The 18,888-nt window shown below is 33.4% G+C and carries 24 protein-coding genes and 2 pseudogenes; 5 read left to right on the top strand and 21 right to left on the bottom strand.

The features are described 5' to 3' along the window. Window positions 1-265: 265 nt before the first annotated feature. The 8 genes from ACFSCX_RS09885 to ACFSCX_RS09850 form a co-directional block, all read right to left on the bottom strand. Window positions 266-628 carry a GNAT family N-acetyltransferase gene (locus ACFSCX_RS09885; RefSeq protein ID WP_377928053.1) on the bottom strand — a complete coding sequence of 121 codons (363 nt, stop codon included), beginning with the start codon at window positions 626-628 and terminating at the stop codon, window positions 266-268. A 212-nt stretch (window positions 629-840) separates the two neighbouring features. Then, window positions 841-1,293: a site-2 protease family protein gene (locus ACFSCX_RS09880; RefSeq protein ID WP_377928055.1), complete on the bottom strand. Its 453-nt coding sequence runs from the start codon at window positions 1,291-1,293 to the stop codon at window positions 841-843. Between the two features lie 183 nt (window positions 1,294-1,476). After that, on the bottom strand, window positions 1,477-1,788 hold the full coding sequence (locus tag ACFSCX_RS09875; protein WP_377928052.1) for a DUF3221 domain-containing protein: 312 nt from the start codon (window positions 1,786-1,788) through the stop codon (window positions 1,477-1,479). A gap of 284 nt (window positions 1,789-2,072) precedes the next feature. After that, window positions 2,073-2,372, bottom strand: a complete 300-nt coding sequence (locus tag ACFSCX_RS09870) for a cytoplasmic protein (RefSeq protein ID WP_377928051.1) — start codon at window positions 2,370-2,372, stop codon at window positions 2,073-2,075. 14 nt (window positions 2,373-2,386) lie between these two features. Further along, window positions 2,387-2,614: a hypothetical protein gene (locus tag ACFSCX_RS09865; protein WP_377928050.1), complete on the bottom strand. Its 228-nt coding sequence runs from the start codon at window positions 2,612-2,614 to the stop codon at window positions 2,387-2,389. Next, a complete protein-coding gene (locus tag ACFSCX_RS09860; RefSeq protein WP_377928049.1) occupies window positions 2,605-2,766 on the bottom strand; it encodes a hypothetical protein in 162 nt (53 codons plus the stop codon). Before ACFSCX_RS09860 ends, ACFSCX_RS09865 begins: the two co-directional genes overlap by 10 nt. A 172-nt stretch (window positions 2,767-2,938) precedes the next feature. Further along, window positions 2,939-3,325: a hypothetical protein gene (locus ACFSCX_RS09855; RefSeq protein WP_377928048.1), complete on the bottom strand. Its 387-nt coding sequence runs from the start codon at window positions 3,323-3,325 to the stop codon at window positions 2,939-2,941. A 530-nt stretch (window positions 3,326-3,855) separates the two neighbouring features. Beyond that, window positions 3,856-4,254 (bottom strand): GNAT family N-acetyltransferase, encoded by a 399-nt coding sequence (locus ACFSCX_RS09850; RefSeq protein WP_377928047.1) that lies wholly within the window; start codon window positions 4,252-4,254, stop codon window positions 3,856-3,858. A 111-nt stretch (window positions 4,255-4,365) separates the two neighbouring features. Between ACFSCX_RS09850 and ACFSCX_RS09845 the strand changes: the two are divergent. Then, window positions 4,366-4,608, top strand: a pseudogene (locus tag ACFSCX_RS09845) (IS110 family transposase); the annotation flags it as partial. 383 nt (window positions 4,609-4,991) lie between these two features. Here ACFSCX_RS09845 and ACFSCX_RS09840 read toward each other — a convergent pair. Genes ACFSCX_RS09840 through ACFSCX_RS09830 form a run of 3 tightly spaced genes read right to left on the bottom strand, consistent with a single transcriptional unit; the run spans window position 4,992 to window position 6,075 of the window. Then, complete coding sequence (locus ACFSCX_RS09840) at window positions 4,992-5,276, bottom strand: hypothetical protein (protein ID WP_377928046.1); 285 nt, start codon at window positions 5,274-5,276, stop codon at window positions 4,992-4,994. Between the two features lie 27 nt (window positions 5,277-5,303). After that, window positions 5,304-5,801, bottom strand: coding sequence for a glycine/sarcosine/betaine reductase selenoprotein B family protein (locus tag ACFSCX_RS09835; protein WP_377928045.1), 498 nt, complete (start codon window positions 5,799-5,801; stop codon window positions 5,304-5,306). Then, complete coding sequence (locus ACFSCX_RS09830; RefSeq protein WP_377928044.1) at window positions 5,785-6,075, bottom strand: hypothetical protein; 291 nt, start codon at window positions 6,073-6,075, stop codon at window positions 5,785-5,787. The genes ACFSCX_RS09835 and ACFSCX_RS09830 overlap by 17 nt, the downstream gene beginning before the upstream one ends. Window positions 6,076-6,314: 239 nt before the next feature. Here ACFSCX_RS09830 and ACFSCX_RS09825 point away from each other — a divergent pair, with 239 nt between their 5' ends. Beyond that, a complete protein-coding gene (locus ACFSCX_RS09825; RefSeq protein ID WP_377928043.1) occupies window positions 6,315-7,007 on the top strand; it encodes a hypothetical protein in 693 nt (230 codons plus the stop codon). 567 nt (window positions 7,008-7,574) lie between these two features. On the opposite strand, the gene ACFSCX_RS09820 is transcribed toward ACFSCX_RS09825, so the two are convergent. From ACFSCX_RS09820 to ACFSCX_RS09785, 8 genes and pseudogenes are all read right to left on the bottom strand, one after another. After that, entirely contained in the window at window positions 7,575-8,408 is an 834-nt protein-coding gene (locus ACFSCX_RS09820) for an alpha/beta fold hydrolase (RefSeq protein WP_377928042.1), read from the bottom strand. A gap of 406 nt (window positions 8,409-8,814) precedes the next feature. Further along, window positions 8,815-9,960 carry an FAD-dependent monooxygenase gene (locus tag ACFSCX_RS09815; RefSeq protein ID WP_377928041.1) on the bottom strand — a complete coding sequence of 382 codons (1,146 nt, stop codon included), beginning with the start codon at window positions 9,958-9,960 and terminating at the stop codon, window positions 8,815-8,817. Window positions 9,961-10,022: 62 nt separating this feature from the next. Next, window positions 10,023-10,445, bottom strand: a complete 423-nt coding sequence (locus tag ACFSCX_RS09810; protein WP_377928040.1) for a DUF3995 domain-containing protein — start codon at window positions 10,443-10,445, stop codon at window positions 10,023-10,025. 16 nt (window positions 10,446-10,461) lie between these two features. Continuing rightward, a complete protein-coding gene (locus ACFSCX_RS09805; RefSeq protein WP_377928039.1) occupies window positions 10,462-11,049 on the bottom strand; it encodes a TetR/AcrR family transcriptional regulator in 588 nt (195 codons plus the stop codon). 843 nt (window positions 11,050-11,892) lie between these two features. After that, window positions 11,893-13,092 carry an MFS transporter gene (locus ACFSCX_RS09800; protein WP_377928038.1) on the bottom strand — a complete coding sequence of 400 codons (1,200 nt, stop codon included), beginning with the start codon at window positions 13,090-13,092 and terminating at the stop codon, window positions 11,893-11,895. A gap of 62 nt (window positions 13,093-13,154) precedes the next feature. Beyond that, entirely contained in the window at window positions 13,155-14,633 is a 1,479-nt protein-coding gene (locus ACFSCX_RS09795) for an aldehyde dehydrogenase family protein (protein ID WP_377928037.1), read from the bottom strand. Between the two features lie 58 nt (window positions 14,634-14,691). Further along, a pseudogene (locus ACFSCX_RS09790) lies at window positions 14,692-15,089 on the bottom strand (NAD(P)H-dependent oxidoreductase). Window positions 15,090-15,289: 200 nt separating this feature from the next. Further along, window positions 15,290-15,397 (bottom strand): hypothetical protein, encoded by a 108-nt coding sequence (locus ACFSCX_RS09785; protein ID WP_377928036.1) that lies wholly within the window; start codon window positions 15,395-15,397, stop codon window positions 15,290-15,292. Between the two features lie 364 nt (window positions 15,398-15,761). Here ACFSCX_RS09785 and ACFSCX_RS09780 point away from each other — a divergent pair, with 364 nt between their 5' ends. The 3 genes from ACFSCX_RS09780 to ACFSCX_RS09770 all read left to right on the top strand — a co-directional run bounded on the left by ACFSCX_RS09780 (window position 15,762) and on the right by ACFSCX_RS09770 (window position 16,751). Then, on the top strand, window positions 15,762-15,986 hold the full coding sequence (locus tag ACFSCX_RS09780; protein ID WP_377928035.1) for an IS110 family transposase: 225 nt from the start codon (window positions 15,762-15,764) through the stop codon (window positions 15,984-15,986). A gap of 97 nt (window positions 15,987-16,083) precedes the next feature. Then, window positions 16,084-16,221: a hypothetical protein gene (locus tag ACFSCX_RS09775; RefSeq protein ID WP_377928034.1), complete on the top strand. Its 138-nt coding sequence runs from the start codon at window positions 16,084-16,086 to the stop codon at window positions 16,219-16,221. Between the two features lie 191 nt (window positions 16,222-16,412). Next, window positions 16,413-16,751, top strand: coding sequence for a DUF3889 domain-containing protein (locus ACFSCX_RS09770; protein ID WP_377928032.1), 339 nt, complete (start codon window positions 16,413-16,415; stop codon window positions 16,749-16,751). A gap of 71 nt (window positions 16,752-16,822) precedes the next feature. Here the strand turns inward: ACFSCX_RS09770 and ACFSCX_RS09765 are convergent, their stop codons facing one another. Beyond that, window positions 16,823-17,266, bottom strand: coding sequence for a hypothetical protein (locus ACFSCX_RS09765; RefSeq protein WP_377928031.1), 444 nt, complete (start codon window positions 17,264-17,266; stop codon window positions 16,823-16,825). Window positions 17,267-18,415: 1,149 nt separating this feature from the next. After that, window positions 18,416-18,832, bottom strand: a complete 417-nt coding sequence (locus tag ACFSCX_RS09760; RefSeq protein WP_377928030.1) for a hypothetical protein — start codon at window positions 18,830-18,832, stop codon at window positions 18,416-18,418. Window positions 18,833-18,888: the final 56 nt, after the last annotated feature.

Raw genomic sequence — 18,888 nt, 5'->3', positions numbered from 1 at the left:
GTATTTGTGTATCTTGCCCCTCCCCCCATAATGGGAGTTAACACTCAATAAGTGGCTCACTTTTGAAGTGATCACTCTGGCTCAATATAATGTTGACAAAAACAAAAGCTGATCCTCTTTGCTGCACAGTATACGTTTACTACTCATTAAGAAGTGATGACTTACTTCTTAAACTAACCGACCCTAAAAAAAGAGAAGGATCAGACGCAGCTGATCCCATTTTGTTATTCAATATTCGCCCCCATTACTTGAATAAGGAATTACTTTACCAATCCTTTTCCATTATGATGAAATTATAGTCTTTTCCTTTTATATTGTTTTGAAAGTTTCCCTTTGTATTAAAGCCTGCCTTTTCATAAACTTTGATTGCCCGCTTATTAAAATCGACAACGGCCAGCTCTAAGTGGTCATATCCTAGAAGTACTCTCCCTTGTTCAATTATTGCTTCAATAAACCTTAAACCGTTCCCTTTTCCAGTCAGAGAAGGTTTCTTTTGCACACCTACCGCTATAACCTCTTCTGTAACTTCACCAACATTAAAGAACTCACAGTTTCCAATTAATTTACCTTGATCATTAATGACTGAATAATAATTATCAGAATCTACACTTTCATCATAACGTCCCAACCAGACATAAGAATAATAATAAAAATCAATAAAAAATTATTTTTGATTTCCTTCCCAATATCTTTTTACTTTCTGTATTTATCATTGACGACACACCCTCTCTTATCAACTAATAATAAATACATATTCTATAAATAGTTTTGAATGCCTCCTTAGAATCAAAAAGCATTCCTGCTGAAACGCACCTGTTAATGCAACAAGCAAACGAACATTTATCTACGTTGAAGTAATTTTGCTACTTTATAACCGTCACTAGATATTCCACTATATGCCCCCAAAAAAGATGGATACCTTATTGGTATTATTGTAATTACAAATTGTGCTAGTGCTGCATTCATAATTGCTTTCATAAAAAAGTTAATAGCAGTAGGAAAACTAACATAAGAAATTAGTAGAAAGCAAATACAACACAATAATAGCGATGAAAAAGGACCCGCAAGGAATATGGCAATGTGGAAAGCCCTATTGACTTTTTCTGGTGAAACGTTATAACTAAAAAACCCAACCCACCCACTCAATGGTTGTACCTTTATGGTTAATCTCCCAATAGTAAAACCATTACCTTTAAATTTCTTCCCTAATCTAATCTCCACGGGTACTTTAAGTAATTTAGATGCTACTATGGCATGACCAAGTTCATGGACAAAGGTGGTAAATGGAAGGATAATTGCAACAAATAGTAAGAATGTTAATGCGAATTCTATATTGTTTCCCCCTCTACTGATTGAATTTCCCCTTTATGTCTTGTTCAACTCTTCTGCTCCTATACTTCAATATTAAGGTTGCTAATCCTTCTTAGATCAGCAACCTTCTTATTACATTTTCGCACCCTTTAGTGCAATAAATGTCTATTTAATAAATTCAATTTTTGAAGCTGTAGCCTGCATTGGATTAGAATCAAGAGGTTCGCTACTATACCAAGTTTTCACTCTATCACCTACACCTAATTCATTACGTTTTTTACCATTAAAAACGGTTTCGTTTGTATATTTTACATCCACTTTATTGTCGTTACTTTGGATTAAAATTGAGTCATCATCCATTTCTAAAATTTCCCCAATAACTCCTTCAATATTTAGTGCTTCCTTATCTGGTGAACAACCAACTACAAATAATAGAAGCGTAAAGAAGACTACACTAAGTAAAACTTTAAACTGCATAATATCCTCCTTTGCTAATGCAATTTTCTCTTATAACTCTACTTCTCCATTATTTCAATAAGGAAAATGCGTTAATCCGTTATTGAAGCATCGGTACCCTTTAGTTCAACATCGACCCCAAAATTTTTCTATAACATCAGAAGCCTTCCTTGTTTCTCCCTTTAATTGAATAAGATGATCAATTATCCTACTGTACAAACTTCCCTGTTCTTGAATAGGACAGGGGCAACGCTATGTTCAGCATCAGCTCTAGCTTTATTAAAGAAAATTAGCATAGTATTATATTAGTTTTTTTCTTGAAGTATTACAGTGGACTCTAAAGCTTCACTTCTCACTTCTAAAAAGTATTCCTTATATACATATTCTTTTCCACCATTTTTTTCATACCAATCATTAATACGTTTAACGTGAGCTTCATCACTTCGTACTTTCTTCTCAATTTCTAAATAATCTTCATAACTGTCATATTCCCATATAGCGAAAATTTCAACAGTACCATTATTATTTTCCTTCATCCAGCGGCCCACTAAATAGTAAAATAGGAGCTGTCCATTGACAACTCCTAGCTTTATTACTGCATCCACCTTGTCGACATTTATTATACCGTGGTAATTCCTAATAGATGATCTGAAAATAAAATAAACTCATCTAAAAAAATGGGAGAACTCGGTGATGTAAGTGGAGTTAGTTTTACATTTTTCAAATAGATACAAGCAGTAGTGTTTAGTATTTCTTTTTCACTAATATCAATTGCAGGATTTAATTCATATTGTGTTAATGCATTACCTAAAATGGGTTCATCTTCTATACTTTCAGTCATCTGCATTTGTAAATCCGCTTCAATTGTTGCTGTTTGTGTGACATATATAATCTTTTTTTTTCAGGATATTTCTCTTTAAGTTCTTCAAACTTAATTTGCAATTCTACAATTGTAAGTTTTTTTAAATCAATTGCTTCCAATAAATCTTTACCCCTCATATTTACCTCCAAATATTGCTATTTTCTTATAATGTATACTTCTTTATTGAAACTAAAAGTCCTTTAATAACAGACAAGCTTTCTTCAACTAAACGACGCTATAAAAAAAAGACCAGCCGTAGCTGACCATTAAAATGCTAATTGAAGAATTGCTCCCCTTAGTTGAACAAACTTATTCTTCAATTACAATATCCCTAGCACTACATATTATTGGCAATGATTCTGCACATATATCTCCACTAATATTTGCTTTTAATTTAACTTCTGTTTTTAAGTCCATAAAACTAAACTTTTCATGTTTTTCATTAGAAATTTTAGTGTATTTACCAACTGTAAGCCAAATTTGTTCTTCAATTGCTTTTTTTGTTACGTTTAATAAAACCCGATTTCTGTCTTTATCTATTTCAGTAATAGTACCTGTAATATCAAACTCATCTTTAATTCCTTTATCTATTTTTGCTATAGTATTATTTTGTTTATGACCTTCAATACTCTGTTTACAGCCCAATAACCCTATTGATAAAAGTATTAAAGATAAAATTAAACTAAGTTTTTTCAAACCCACTCACTCCTTTATATAAATTAGACGGGGTTTCATAACTTATCGTTTCAGAAATTACGTGGTAACTGTTCCATTAAATTGCTTCGTTAGTAAGAAAGCGTTCCTGCTTCTGTGCAGAAACGCCCCCGTTAATGGAATAATAAATATAACTTTTGTCTTTCGTTATCCGATCTTGGTTTTATTACATCGTGTGACCCTGAAACAATAAACGTTATTAAAGATATGAATGCAACTATTGCAAAAATAAAGAATCCATCGTAATTAAAGAATCTATAAAATGCTCCGTATAAAGAGCCTATAAAAGTTAATAGAGAAATAATAATAGTGTATTTTCTTGCTTTGCTAATTTTTTGTTCCCCCCATTTTATCTTTTAAGTTAATTGTAAATGCCCCCTCGTATAGTTTAAGTGCATGTTACATAAACTATTACAAAGTAAAAAATGCATAACTCCTTGATTATGCACTTACACTTTCCATCTAGCTTTTGAACAAGCTAAACCGAGATTGTCATAATTGTATTTAAGTCTTCAAATCCTATTTTTTTTGTAAATTTCCTTTGCGTGGTTACTGGAATATACATTTAACCTAATTTCATTATACCCTTTAGACTTCAATGATTTTATACCTTCATTAATAAGTTTTTTTGAAATGCTCTTACCTCTAAATGATGGTAGTACATAAATATCATAAATAAACCCATGTTTTATATCGGTGAAGTAATCTTTATTTTCACCCAATAGTATCCATCCGCAAAATTCTTCTTCACTGCTTTTGCAAACTAAATAATAGCCTCCATTTTTTAAGATACTTGTAAATAAAACTTCTGTCTTCTCAGGACTTACTTCTTGTTGGACTCCTTCACTAGCAGCATCTGTAGCCTTAGTAAGTATAAATTCTATATCTTTATCTGTAGCTTTAACAATCATTAGTATCCCACCTCATTTTTTGATAGGATATATTTCTTCAAGAATAATGGTTTATCCTGCCAAAAATGGAATATTTCACCTCGACCTATTACTAAAATAAACAGTTATGATTTGTCTATGTTAACACTTTTAGAATACCCTTCCTCAGAAGATATATTAAAGGAAACTGATGATGTGATTACTGATAAAATACATGGGTTATGTAAAAGAAAATCTAAAGGTTGGGCTAAGGAGAAAGCTATTCTTCTAAGGGCTGCAGCTACTCGTAATCCTTTTGAAAAGGCAGTCTATCAAAGCCATATTTTAAGTTTAGGGATGTACATTAATATTATTATTCAATACAAAGAGCATATGAAAAATTCCACAGCATCAAGGTCTGAGGTAGTCCAAAGTTTTATACTTTTTATCGAACAAAAGACGCTAGCGCCCCGTTTAGCCTCAGGCATAGCAAATGAAAAGGTGCTTTTCCCCTTTTACTCATCTAGAACATTTGACCTCGAGTGGCTGGGTGCTGGAGCCGGAATACTAAGCACATCGTAATAAGATACACACAAAAACATATAATTTCTTATTCATTTACAAAACGTGCATAAACTAAAGCTACCGTTTGTTTAATAAGGAAACATTTTTTGACCCAGCAAAAACACATTGAAACATACTTATATCAAGTGTACATTTCTAAGGTGTTTTTATTTGTGGCTCATTTTCAGTGAAGTTTTCTTAAGATTCCCCGGTTTTTAGTTTATTCCTAATGATTTCTTAATTTTAATACCCTCTTTTCTTGCTTTTGCCCATGTAAATGGTAAAAACTTAACTTCACCACTTTCTTTTGCATTAACAAGATGATTAAGAGCTTCAGTGATAATGTTCCGCTGAAGTTCTTTATGGTATGGAACACCAAAGTGATGTCCCATCATGAAAGGCAAAAATACTGCTCTTGGTGGCTTTGCATGTTCTGTAACATCTAGAGCCACTGATAGTGATACTGTAGGAATGCCTCTTCGTTCTATAGCACGCTGCACGAGCGCGACAGACTGATGTCATATTGGTCATGCAGGACATAAAAGGGCTATGTCTGCATGATCTTTAACAACAGCGTCAGCAATATCTTCAGCCAACTTTAGTTCAAGTTTATCTGGATCCATGTTATAACCGATAAAAGAAAAGAAGTTACTAGTAAGTCCACCAATTACTCCATCCTGAGAAAGCTCTTGCAATCTTTCAATGGGAAAGATTACATTAATATCTTGGTTTGCCCCCACTGTTGGATATTTCAATTGATGAATTTCTAATTCCTCAGGTTTTAAGTGAGAAGGTACCTTCCGATATGTATAGTCTCCAATAGGATGAACTGTGTCAAAAGGCATTGTTCCCATTGGTTGTACACCTGCTGAACTTATGAATGTTAACTTTGATTTTGAAAGTGGTTTGTTCAAAAACGATAGTGGAATAAAGTCCTCTTTTGAAATCATTGATCCAGGATATCTTTCGTTTACTGTGTTCCAAAGTCCAGGACGCAATTGTGTAGATTTAGAGGTTTCCGTCATGTATCCATTCCCCCGATCTTTTTAATAGATAAAAATGAAGATTAAAATACAGGTGAGCCAAAGTTTCCGCGTCTTTCGTTTCAAGTGTCTCATAAATAAACTCACGGTCTGTGTTTGGGGAATCCAGTAACAGCTTAAGGGCTTCTATCCAAGATTTATCAATCTCCTTACGCCCAGCATCCTCATTTCCATCTCCAAAATGTAATCTTACATATCTAATTAACTTTTCAGTATCGCCATTATTGATGGCTTCTTTTAAATAAGGTAGTGACATATTCGAGCTCCTTTCTAAAGAAAGTTGTATTGATTTTAACACTTTCCATCGTTAAAGTGAAATGTTTAATCTGTTGATAAGAATATACTTCAACTAAAGGTTATATATTGATGCTTTTGGGATAACGAAATCAGAGATCCATTTAGAATTACTTTACAGCAACTCTTAGTTCAAAGTCAGGTATATATTTTGGAAATATATTAAAAACTAAGAACACTAAAATGAAAAGGGTGATAAATTTGGAACAAGAAGAGAAAGTGAAAACAGCAGCAACAGCTATGATGAGTGATTTCAAAGTACAAACCTTTGGTGGTGCTGAGAAGACAACGAATAATGTAGTTTCTATGGACTTTGTTAAAAGTATAATAAATAATTGGAATTCAATGTCAAACAAAGCAGCTAATCTTACAATTGAACAATATGGCCCTCCTAACGAAGCTACTCAAAGCAGACTAATTTGGTATAATAATGGACCTTGGAAACGTACAATTGTTTATCGTGATGAAATTCCTCATGATTTCCCACAACCTCATACTGATGTAATTGAGAACTGTATTAACTATACCGTACCACCAGAGATGTTTAGCGAACTGGCTAAATTCGATGGTAGTGTTATTGTTGAAAGAACAAGAGGTGAAGTATCCTCCCGTTGTGACATGGAAGCAGCTAATATCCTTGCCCTAAATTTGATGAATGATATTGTAACAGGTAAATTAAGTGTTTTAGAAGCACGCGAAAAATATTGTGAAGTTACTTCTGCTTTCATGATGAATAGACCAGCTCCTTATGCCGAAAAACTTCAATTCGATGTATTAAAAAATCCAAAATACGATACCGACATTGTAATGATTGCCGATGAAATGGTAGAACAAGGCATAGAAAAAGTAAACGATATTGTTGACGAAAGTTTAGGAAACAATAGACTTCATTAAAAATTTCATTATATATATCGGATATAAATATTGGATTGTTTCAGTTTTGACATTGAACTCATTAAAACACAAAATGACCAGCCGAAGCTAATCATTTTATTATTGAATAATTGACCCCATTACTTTAAGTACGTGATTCATTATTTCTCCTTCATTACTGATGTTGTGTTCTTCTAATAACTTTACTTTAATAAATAGGGTGCTTAACCCTTCATGACGCAAATCACCTTTTACTTGAATAAGAATTTTTAAAATCAGTTAAATTGATAAAACTCAGTCTTTTCAATACCTTTTCCTAACTTTTTGTTACCCATTTCATATTCAGCTTTATAGCCTTTATTTCTTCATTTTGTTCAGCAAAAGATTCGAAAAATTTAGGAATATAGGTATCTGAGAGATAATAAGGTAGCATCTCAATGACTGACCTCCAATTTTGCACTTACGATTATATTTCTTTTTATGCTTAATAAATCCTTCAGTTATATCTTAATAAAAAATAAGACCAGCATTTGCTGATCTTATTTTATCCTAATTGAAGAATTGCAGCCGTCAGTTCAACAAGGATTATTACCATCTTTCTTTTATCTCTTTAATAACAATTTTTGGATTATCCCAATGTAACATATGAGAAACATCTGGAACTAACTTTACAGTTGCTCCTGTTTTTTGCTCAAAAATACTTGAGGTTAAATCCCTATACGCATCCTGTGATTTAGGGAGAGTGGCACGCAGCAATAAAATATCCAGATTATGAGGAAGCTTTTCATATATATCCTCAGTTTCATCCTTATGCATACCTCTAATAATGTTACCAGCCGTCTTTCCTCTTGCGTGCCAATAATACTTACCATCCTTTACAAGGACTAAATCTTTTGCTGCAAGATCTAATAAGTCTGATCTTCTGGAATCCCTATAAACCGCAACATCCAAAAACTCTTCCCAGGTCTCTACATACTCTTCAAAATCCTGCTCGTAATACTCAACTTCTTCTTCAATTGAAGTGGAACTTCTTCTTTTAGTCTGGTAGCCACCGTCAATTAGAATTGCCCCCAGCACTTTCTCAGAATAATTAAGTATATAGAATAAAGAAACAAAACTTCCCCATGAATGAGATAAAAAATAAAACTTATTGATTTTCAATATTTCAACTATCTTATCCAACCAATTAGCTAACACAGGCATTTCATAGCTTTCTGCACGGCTAAATATATCTGTTTTACCGTGACCAGGAGCATCAATGCAAATAATTCTGTAATCAATCTTTAGTTCTTCAGCAATTTCGATAAAACTAAAACTTGTACTACCTAAACCGTGTAAGCAAAAAATCACAGGTTTATCTTTGCTTCCCCATTCTGTTACGTGTACATTGATTTCCCCATCATTAACAAAATACCGTTTCAAAAGAATTACCTCCAATTTTATCTTTTTAGAACACAAAAAACCACAGAGATTACTCTGCGGTTTTAAAAAGTGAATAAGTCCGAAGAGTTAAAAATCAATTGGCATACTGAATAAGCATACAAGATGCTTGAATTCGGAATGCTAAAATTGATTTTCCACTCTTTCCCAATCATAAAAAAGTTTTTGTAAACCAAACCACTTTTATGTCGGACTTCTTCACCTATTTCTATTGTGTTTCAATAAATATAACATACACAAAAATACTTAGCTACCAATATTTGTTTATAAAGTAAATCATTTAATTTTTATAGCATATTCTTCTTTACTTAACATACCTTAAATTCATCCAATTTTGAATGCACAGTATATTTGTACTACGCTTCTAAAATTACCTTATTCCTCTCATTTAAATCTTGTGGCCTACTATTTTATTAAAATTATTATTCTTGTATATAGAAGGGCAATTCTTGACTATCAAATTTCTTACCTTACAAAGAAGGCTATTTTCCATTTGTGCAATCTTTCCATACATCCAAGATTTATTCACAATGAGCTTAGCTCTATCCTTACGGTTTTCTTCAAATGCCTTTACTGCATCAAAGGGATTTTTGCCTTGTTCTAAGCATTGTGCAAGTACCACTGAGTCCTCTAATGCCATACAGGCTCCCTGTCCTAAATTAGGTGTTGTAGCGTGTGCTGCATCGCCAATTAGCACTACTCTTCCTTTTGACCAATTCTGTAATGGCTTAAAATCATAGATTAATTTTCTAGTGATATCCTTTCCTTTTGTCACTTCAATTACGGCTGGAACAGGTTGGACAAATTCTCTAAACGAATAGATTAATTGTTCTTTAGAAATCTGACTTTCTTTCAGATTTTCCAATGTATTCCTTGTCGCAAACCAATAAACTAGGGAATCTGACATTGGAATGAACCCAAACCGCTTCCCATTACCCCAAGATTCAAACGTGAAACCAGATTTCGTATATTGGTTTGTATAAGAAGAAATCCCTCTCCAAGCTTCATAACCACTAAAGCGTAAGTCATGATTAGGAAATAACTTATTTCTTACTGCTGAATAAATCCCATCTGCTCCTACTAAAAGCTCCCCTGCTTCTTCATGCCCATTTTCAAAATGCGCGATTACTTCTTCATTTGTCTCTTTTAGGTTTACTAGATTGTAGCCTGTTTTGATTTCTGTTTGATTTAACTTACTAGCAAGTATGTGATGAAGGTTAGACCTTAAAATACCTACTGTGTAAGTACCATATTTAGTTGCTAGCTCATCTAGTGGGATTTTGGCTAGTATTTTTCCTGATGATGTTGTAAGGGATGATTCACATATAATTTTGCTACTTTCGTAAATCTCTTCTAATAGACCCATTGCTTGAAGTGCATCGGTTGCATTGTTCCATAAGGTTAAACCACCGCCATCATGTCGAAGGCAATCGGACTTTTCAAAGATTACTGGTGTATAACCAATCTTTTCAAACATAAGAGCACACGCTAATCCACTTATTCCAGCTCCGATGATAAGGATTCTATTTTTCATCCTATCTCCTCATTCCCTAAACTCAGCTTATCCACTGTTCATTGCTTATAGAAAAGGTTTCTTTAAAATAACCATGAAGTCATAAATATTAAAGCTAAGTATAAACACAGAGGAGTGTAAAGTTTCGTATCGTACTTTGAGAAAGTAGTATTTTTGATTCTCTTAGTGAAACCAATATACTTGAAGTCTCCAATTGCTCTAAGGAAAAAAATGAAGGTAAGTATGATACTTGACCATTTCGTAAAGGAATTCGGTGTAATAAATGAAATTAAATTATTTTGTGCTAATAATATAAAAGCCACACCAATCAATCCTACTGCAACAAATAAAGTTTCAATCCATCTCGGAGTAAATACAGATCCACCCTCTACTTTTTCTGGTAAGGCGGCTTGGACTCCCCATGTCCCACCAAATACCCAATAAAAATGTAACACGCTTACTAAACCTAAGATTATAACCGACAAGTAAATGAATAGTAGTTCCATCTCAATCCCTCCACTTTTAATTTAGGTCTTTTTCAATACCTTCCCAAATCACTTCATATTGCCTTTCAAAAATAGAGACAATATGCACACTCTCATCTTGACTTACAGACCAACTAATTAGGGTGTTAAAATAGATTCCTACAAGAACAGAGGCAATCGTATTCGAATCAAAGCGAGTATTTATTGTTTTATTTGCTTTTGCTTCTTCAATCAAAGTAGTCATGGTTTCCTTAAATATATTTATGTTTCTTGATTCATCCTTTAGAGCAGAGCGAATGGTTTCTGTCAACGTAAGTTTTAAGAGATCTGAATTTTCCAAGTAAATAGATAAGAGTTCCTTAAAAATGAGTAACAGTCTTTGTTTAATTTTTTCATCCTTATATTTTTGTACGACCTCTTGAAGGTATTCATTTTGTGAACTCCCCAAATACAGTAATACGTGTTCCTTCTTTGGAAAATAATTAAAGAAGGTACCTTTAGCAATTCCACAAGATGATGCAATTTTTTCAACAGTAACATTGTCATACCCATACTCCTTAAATAGTTCGATTGATTTAAAGAAAATGTGTTTTTTTAATTCTTTTTTTCTTTCTTCTCGTAACATCGAATTTCTACCTCTCCTAATTAATATGACCTTGGTCATATTATGACTAAGGTCATTTTAACATTAAATCCTTATTTTAACAATTAATATTTCGAAAGGTCTTTTTCTAATCAAAAAAGAGCATTCCCTAAAAGAAAGGTGCTCTCCTTCTAAGTTTCTGTATAAGTTAACCTCTATTCACTCTAGGATACACTTAAAAAGTTGGCTGCTAATGCGAACTATACAGGGCAGTATTTTGTCTTAAAAGAAAGACGACCGCTATGATGTGGGTATTAGTAATTGCTTAATTATGAGTATATTTGTACTGTGCAGAAGATGTATTTGTTGTTGTTTTCATCTTATCCATATAAAAAAAGCATCTCTTTATAACAATTGTTAGTGGTACATCGGTTATCATGTTTTATAACTTAATTCTTACCGTATGTGAAAGGAAGATAAAATATTTCTTTGCATCTCTTTAAAAAAACACTCTTTTCTAACCACGTTAAAATGTTGAATAACTCCTGTTCATGAACATTTCCACCTCAAACTACATTACTACATAGTATTTAGTCTAATACGAAAAAACGATCACCTAAAAAGTGACCGCTCCTCCTCATAAAATTGTTTAATTCCATGTATCGTTGAACTACGCAGTAACTAATCTATTTTTGAAAACACCTTGTTCAGCTATGTTCAGGTAAATGATTGTACATTTTCTTTGTAACTGCATTTGTTGTTTATAAATAAGGTTAGACAATAATCCTAATTAACGAGTTTTCTGAACAATATAAAAATAATTTGTACATGATCTAATATGGAACAGCGTTATTTTTTTGTATAAGAATCTGTGAGTATTACCTATTAAATAAAAATATTCCTTCTTTGTACTTTTCTTCCATGCAGAACATAATATAGACCAATCGATAAGAGAACTAAGATTGAGCAAATTATATAAATTTGAGCATAGTCTATATAGGTTGCTATGATACCTAACAGAAATGAACCAGTTGCAAAACCTGCATCAAATAATACAAAGAAGGTAGCAGTTGCAACACCCGCCCTTTTTGAAGGTGAAGATTGAATCGCTATGGATTGAAATGCAGAGAGGAGTGTCCCAAACCCAAGACCAATAAGTCCACCAGCAAGCAACAACATCCACCCAGCCTGGACCTGACTTAATAACCATATTCCTGCTGCAAATAATAAGATACATGGATAAATCACGACGTTTTCACCATATAGATCAAACCATTTCCCTGTAAAGGGCCTAGAAATTAACAGGAAAGTAGCATAAACAACAAAGAATAAACTAGAGGCTTCTTCAAGGTTTAATTGTCCCGCATAAACAGAAATGAACGAAAGAACACCTGAATAGACAAACGAAAGTGTAAAGGCGACAATCGCGATTGGTAGTGTTTTTTTTTCAAAAAAGTCCGAAAAGCTCAGTTGCTTTTTTAAAGGCTTTTGTTCTCTTTCAGGTTCTGGCACATTTATAAATAATGAAAACAATATGGCAAGAACCGAAAAGACACCACACAAAATAAACAAGACATAATAGCTTACGGAATGCACAATGGTAAGACCTAAAAAGGGGCCAACAACCATAGCAAGGTTCATAAAGGTAGCATAATATCCCATTCCTTCACCACGTCGTTCATTAGGGATAACATTTGCAACAATTCCTCCTGTTGAGGTAGTTGCTATTCCAAAGCCGCTTCCATGGAGAATACGTATTGCTAATAATAGTGATATCGATGTTGCACCAAAATATAAAAATGAACCAATTAAAAAGATGGTCACACCAATCAGCAACGTTCTCTTTTGACCTATTGAGTTTAGCCAATTGCCTGAAAAAGGGCGCAGTATAATCGCAGAAATAACAAATGCAGTAGCCATTAGCCCAATGTCTTGTCCATTCCCATTTAAGTCATCTGTTATATAGATCGGCAGTGTAACCATTAGCATATAAAAAATAAGGAAAATAAAAAAACTAGCTAATGAAATACTAATAAAATCTTTTGTCCAAAGTTTTGGTTTTTGCACTGTCTTCACTACCTTCATTAAATAACCCAGCAAAGTCAATTACTGGGTTATCTTTATGTGATTTCGAAATTTTATTGAAATTACTCCGGAATATATGGTAATTCACCGTTTTTAGGAATGTTTATAACATGAGTATCGGTGTATGCTAGGAGACCTTCTTTACCATATTCACGCCCTATTCCTGATTGTTTAACACCACCGAATGGGAAGCGTACATCAAGACCTTGAACTGCAGCAGTATTAATCATTGTTGTTCCAGCTTGAATATGTCTTGCTACTTCAATGGCATGTTTTTCATCTCCCCAAACAGAGCTTGTTAACCCATATATACTATCATTTGCTAAATCAATCGCATGCTTATCGTCATCAAAAGGTAGGATTGGTACGGTTGGACCAAACTGCTCCTCTACGACAATTGGATCATTATAATCCGCACCTAATACAACGGTTGGCTGCATAAAATAACCTTTATTATATACATCCTCGTCCAGAATTCGTCCTAATTTAACAACCTTAGCCCCTTTTCTTTCTGCATCATCAACTAATCCTTTAACATATTCAACTTGTCTTTTATTGTTTACTGGACCAATCGTAACATCCTTATTGAATGGATCACCGACGCGGATCCACTTATTTGCTGCTTCAATATATTTTTCTACAAACTGATCATAAATGGATCGATCTACATAAATTCTTTTTGCAATCATACAAATTTGGCCAGCTGTTAAAAAATTCGAAATAACGAGACGACGCATCGCTCTTTCGTCATTGACATCGAAATCTTTTAAAATAATAGCTGCATCATTCCCACCTAATTCTAATGTCATATGTTTAATTGTATCAGCTGCCGCCTTCATGATATGCTTCGCCGTTTCCGTTCCACCAGTAAAAGCAATCTTGGCAACTTTCGGATTAGATGTTAATTCAACACCCACATCTGATTCACCGTGAACAAGATTTAGGACACCTTTCGGAAATTCATCTGCGATCATTTCCACTACTTTACTAACCGCTAAAGGTGCTAGTGGGCTTGGCTTTAATACCATTGTATTTCCTGCTAAAAGAGCTGGAGCAATCTTAATCGTAGACAAAGATAAAGGATAATTCCATGGTGTAATTGCTGAAACAACACCTATTCCATCACGAGCAATTATTGTTTTCCCGATATCATGCTCCTGTACCTCATCCTTTAATACTTCCTTAGCATTATCACAAGCAAACTCCATCCACATTAGAGATACTCCTATTTCACCCTCGGAATCATAAAGTGGCTTTCCATGTTCCCTTGATAATAATTCTGAAATTTCTGGAGTTGCATCTTTTATTTTTTGTATGGCTTTTCTCATTCTTTCAATGCGTTCATCCATAGGAGTTTCCGTCCAAGCAGGAAATGCATGATGAGCAGCATCAATTGCTTGAATAGCTTCTTCTCGTGTATTTACTGGTGCATAACCAACTACCTCATCAGGACGTGTTGGGTTTTCGCGAGGTTGTTTCTTTTCAGACTTTACTTTTTCACCATTTATAATTGCATGTACTTCGATTTGACTCTCTTTCATATTTAATCTCCCTTTCTGAAAAAGTGATCATATATTTTAATGAATTCAAAAATAAAATTTAAAAAGCTAAGTCTTTTGCTCTTGCGAAGCATTTTCCTTAATTTCTTCTGCTTTATCAGGCATCGCTGCATGGCATTCAACAAATAAACCTTCAAATGATGGAACACCAAAGAATTGCATAATTGCATCTATGGCATGCCCTATTTCCATTGCAGCAGCTAGCTGCCCCTTCAGAGAATAAATTCATCAAAAGCAGTTCCTGATCGCAATTTTTCCCATCCACTAAATCCATTCACGTCAATCTGAGGTATGTTATCTTTATAAAAATCAATATGACTACCTTATGGCTAGGATTTACTCCCTTATATGTTTAATAAAAGCCTTAGCAACTGCCATACACTTATAAGAAAAAGTTTCGTTATGTGGATGAGCAGTAATATATAAAACTTTTGTCAATTTATATCATTCCTTTCGATAATATGAATGTGCTTAAGATTCTTTTAGTATCTACTTTAATAATTTTTATTAACACTGTTTTTTCTTGTCAATTATAACTAGTTGTTATAGCAACCATTTGAGATGTAATCTGTTTTATAGTTAAATTAACCTAAGATTATTTTTCCTAAATTTTTATTTCATTAGACAATATTCATTTGCTAAAGTCTTTTAGGAAATGAATAATTACTCTTTAGAGGCTCATTCATATTATCTAATCCATACTTTCTTTTTAATGCTTTATCGAGGCTATTGACATGTTCGGGCATTGATTTATCTATGATTGCATTATTCTAAAAGGCACCAGCCTACTCAATTATCATCATGTTTAAAGGCTATATTCCTCGACGGAGGTGCACCACTGACTGTAGCCCTTCCGGAAGCACTCATGGTTGATTAATCATATTCTGGTTGTTGGAACCAGCCTCCATTCCAAGTGGCAGAAAGGTAGATGAACATGGGAAGTAATAATAGAACTAGCTTGCGGTATGGATCTTGATAAAGATTCTATAACTGCATGCATTCTTACACCAAATTGAAAGGAGATTAAAACCTTTTCAACTGTGTTTTTGTTGGAGCTATAAGACTGTATTAAGGAACATGGGTTACTCACGTTGCGATGGATGAGTACGAGTGTTTACTGGGAGCCTATTGTGCTTACTGGTAAGTGAAAATATTGAGTTTCTAGTTATCAACGCTCAACACATTAAGTTTGTTACAGGACGTAGGATAGCTATTAATGATACAGAATGGATTGCGAAACTATTACGTTACGGCTTATTAAAAGCCAGTTTTATCCCTGATCGTAATCAACGAGATTTAAGAGAGTTGGTTCGTTATCACCGAAGTATGGATTGAAGAGAACACGAGGGGGCAAAATCGCCTTCAAAAAGTTCTAGAAGGAGCCAATATCAAATTAGGTTCTGTTGTGTAAGAGAAAAATGGAGTTTCCTCTATGTTGATGCTTCGAGCGATAGCTGATGGAGAAGATGACCCTATTAAGCTGGCAGGCATGGCTAGAAACATTTATAAAAAGAATAGAGCTGAACTTGAGTTAGCACTAGAAGGATATATTAGTTTTTATCAAGAATGATGCTTAAGACTATCCTTACTCATATGGACTTCCTAGCAGAGCAAATCGCAAATCTTGATAGAGAAGTTGCAGAACAAGTAAGCATTTCTTCTCCACCAAAGAATTTTATATTTCATGGTAGTTGAAGAAGCATTCGATGAATAACCCTTAACATTCTGGAAAAAACTAATTAAAAAAAGAGGTTTAAAAAAATGAAAGCATTTATATCCTTGCTGTTACTTTTTGTCTTATTCTTGTTTGTAGATTTTATAAATCTTAACACTTCTACTGTTACAAGAGCTGAACAAGAAGTTCCCCCTTATGCTAAATGGGGGCAAATAGCTATGGAAAAGACAAAAGAAAAATATCCTAAAGCTGATATTATTGATTACCTTTACATCGGAAGAGAAAAGGAGACGGAATACTCAATTGAAAAATTTAAACTTTGGCTAAAAAATGATAGTAAAGAATTCGGAGTATTTGTTGATATTACATTTAATAATGAAACAAAACAGATAATTGAAATAAATTATAAGGAAACAACAAGATGAATAACTCCCGCATAAAAAAATGTGTATCTGCTTATTTTAGATACGCCCCCGTTCAGCTGAAGTAAATCGGCTTAACTCTCATTATTCAAGGTTAAATATAATACTTCATATCCATCTGGTGATTTTACTATTAAATGATAATACTTGATTAAACACATACCAATAAACTCTTCTTCATCCTTCTCCTTTTGTTTAAATTTTTTTAAATCAAATTGGACTGGTAAAAATATCAGGTAGTTGCCTGCAATTCTCTCCCATAAATCTTGCAGGAATTGAATATTATTATATATTGTTATGATTTTTATAGAAGGAGTAGGTTGTTCATTCCATTCCCACCAAAGAACTGAACACTTATCTGTTCCATAAACCTCTTTAATATAATTATATATCTTTAACAAGATTTCTTTATTAACTTTTCCAGACGGATTATCAATCAAAACCTTTAATTTAGCTTTTTCTCTTGTATCTCCCTCTAAACCTATCACATTTAAATAACCTTCATTTGAGTTTGCCACATTTATCACCTCGGATCAATTTTAACCGAACATTGTTTAACTTATCCTGCTCAATTAACATAAGAAGCGACTGCTCTAATTGAGCACTCGCCCTGTTAACTAAATAAGCTATTTCATTGACTTGGCAATTTCCAACATCTTATCCTTTGGTACTAATTATTCCTCCATCCAGAAAATTTCTAAATTAGTATAATCAATTAGCTTGTTGAAGTAAACTGCTTCTTACTTCAAGGAAAAAAAAGCCAATCTCCTTCTTGAAGATTAGCCCCCTTTAATATTCAAAATCTAATTTTTTATTTAGTCTCCCTGATAACTTTGAAACACAAACTAGATAACATAAATGAAACTGCTATTAGTAAAGGTGCTACTACAAATATTCCTAATAGATCAGTTTTATAATTCCAAGGAATAAATGCTTCCCATAATTCACCGGTTACTTTCCATAAAACAATAAAAATGAACAGAGTAAAACTAAAGTATATTATTTTTTCAAATATTGTTTTCATCGTTTTCAAAATCCACCCATATCTTATTTTCAGACATATTCATCCCCCTCGTATTCACCCACACTTACAATCTCACGGTTTCTGCAGGAAGTAACCGACCTAAGTTTAAACTGTTATTTCCTTATTATTGACAAATTGAAGTATTAAAAAATTTATCCAAGTTATTACTGGGATAGCAAATATCAATACATATAAACCGGAATGCCCGAAACCAAAAGTCCTAGCTTCATCATCCATACTATAAAAAGTCCACGTTGCTATGACTAAGATTAGTACGTTTAGACAAAAAGCAGTTAACATACTACATCCTTTATTGTTTTTCTTTTTTAATAGTAGAACAGATGTGATTGTTGAAACCAATAAAGAAAGTGATATTATAACGTAATTCAAATCTACACCACCCTACGTTGGATTTAACATTCCTACTGTTTACTTCAATAATGGTCCATACCTTTTCCTTCCTCATCAATAAAGGTAGACCGGCAACTGCTGATCTTCTTTTGCTTATTACAGAATTGTTCCCGTTACTATTAAGTACAATTCTTCACAGGCACGGTTTATTTTTTACAGGAATGCTGCTCCTTTATTAAATAAAGAAAAGGCTCAAAAACTAAAGCCACATTTCCAATCATTGCCCCGATCGCTAATTATTTTCAATTAACTTCCCATCCATATCGTAATATTTATATTTATACGTAATTTCTTTCTCCTTAGGTAGCTCTGTCCAAATTGCAGCATTTTTGTGTAGTTCAAACTCTTCAACGAATACGTGTTCATTAGCACCTAACTCCATTTTCGAAATTTCGTTATCTTTGGTTGTAATTGTGAGGAAAATTAGATTGACATATCCATCATCTATACCTTTTCTTGATCGGATTAAAAAATGAGAAAGAGCGCCTCCTCTTTTTTCAGCAGACTTCCAATCATAATTACCGTATTTGTCTTTTTCAAAGTGAGAATAAGCAGGATTGTTATTGCTTAAAAATGCAACTAATCTTTCATCACCTACATCTGTGACCGCTTGAAAGAGTTGACACAGTTTTTGCTTGATAAAATGCAACACTTTTTTCCAGTTAAGGACTTCCCTTTTTTATGGAAGAGTGTGTATGATGGTCT

Origin of the sequence: Bacillus salitolerans, assembly GCF_042680805.1 — a bacterium.
In the GTDB taxonomy this organism is placed as follows: domain Bacteria; phylum Bacillota; class Bacilli; order Bacillales; family SA4; genus Bacillus_CJ; species Bacillus_CJ salitolerans.
This window is presented reverse-complemented; position numbering and strand designations above follow the sequence as displayed.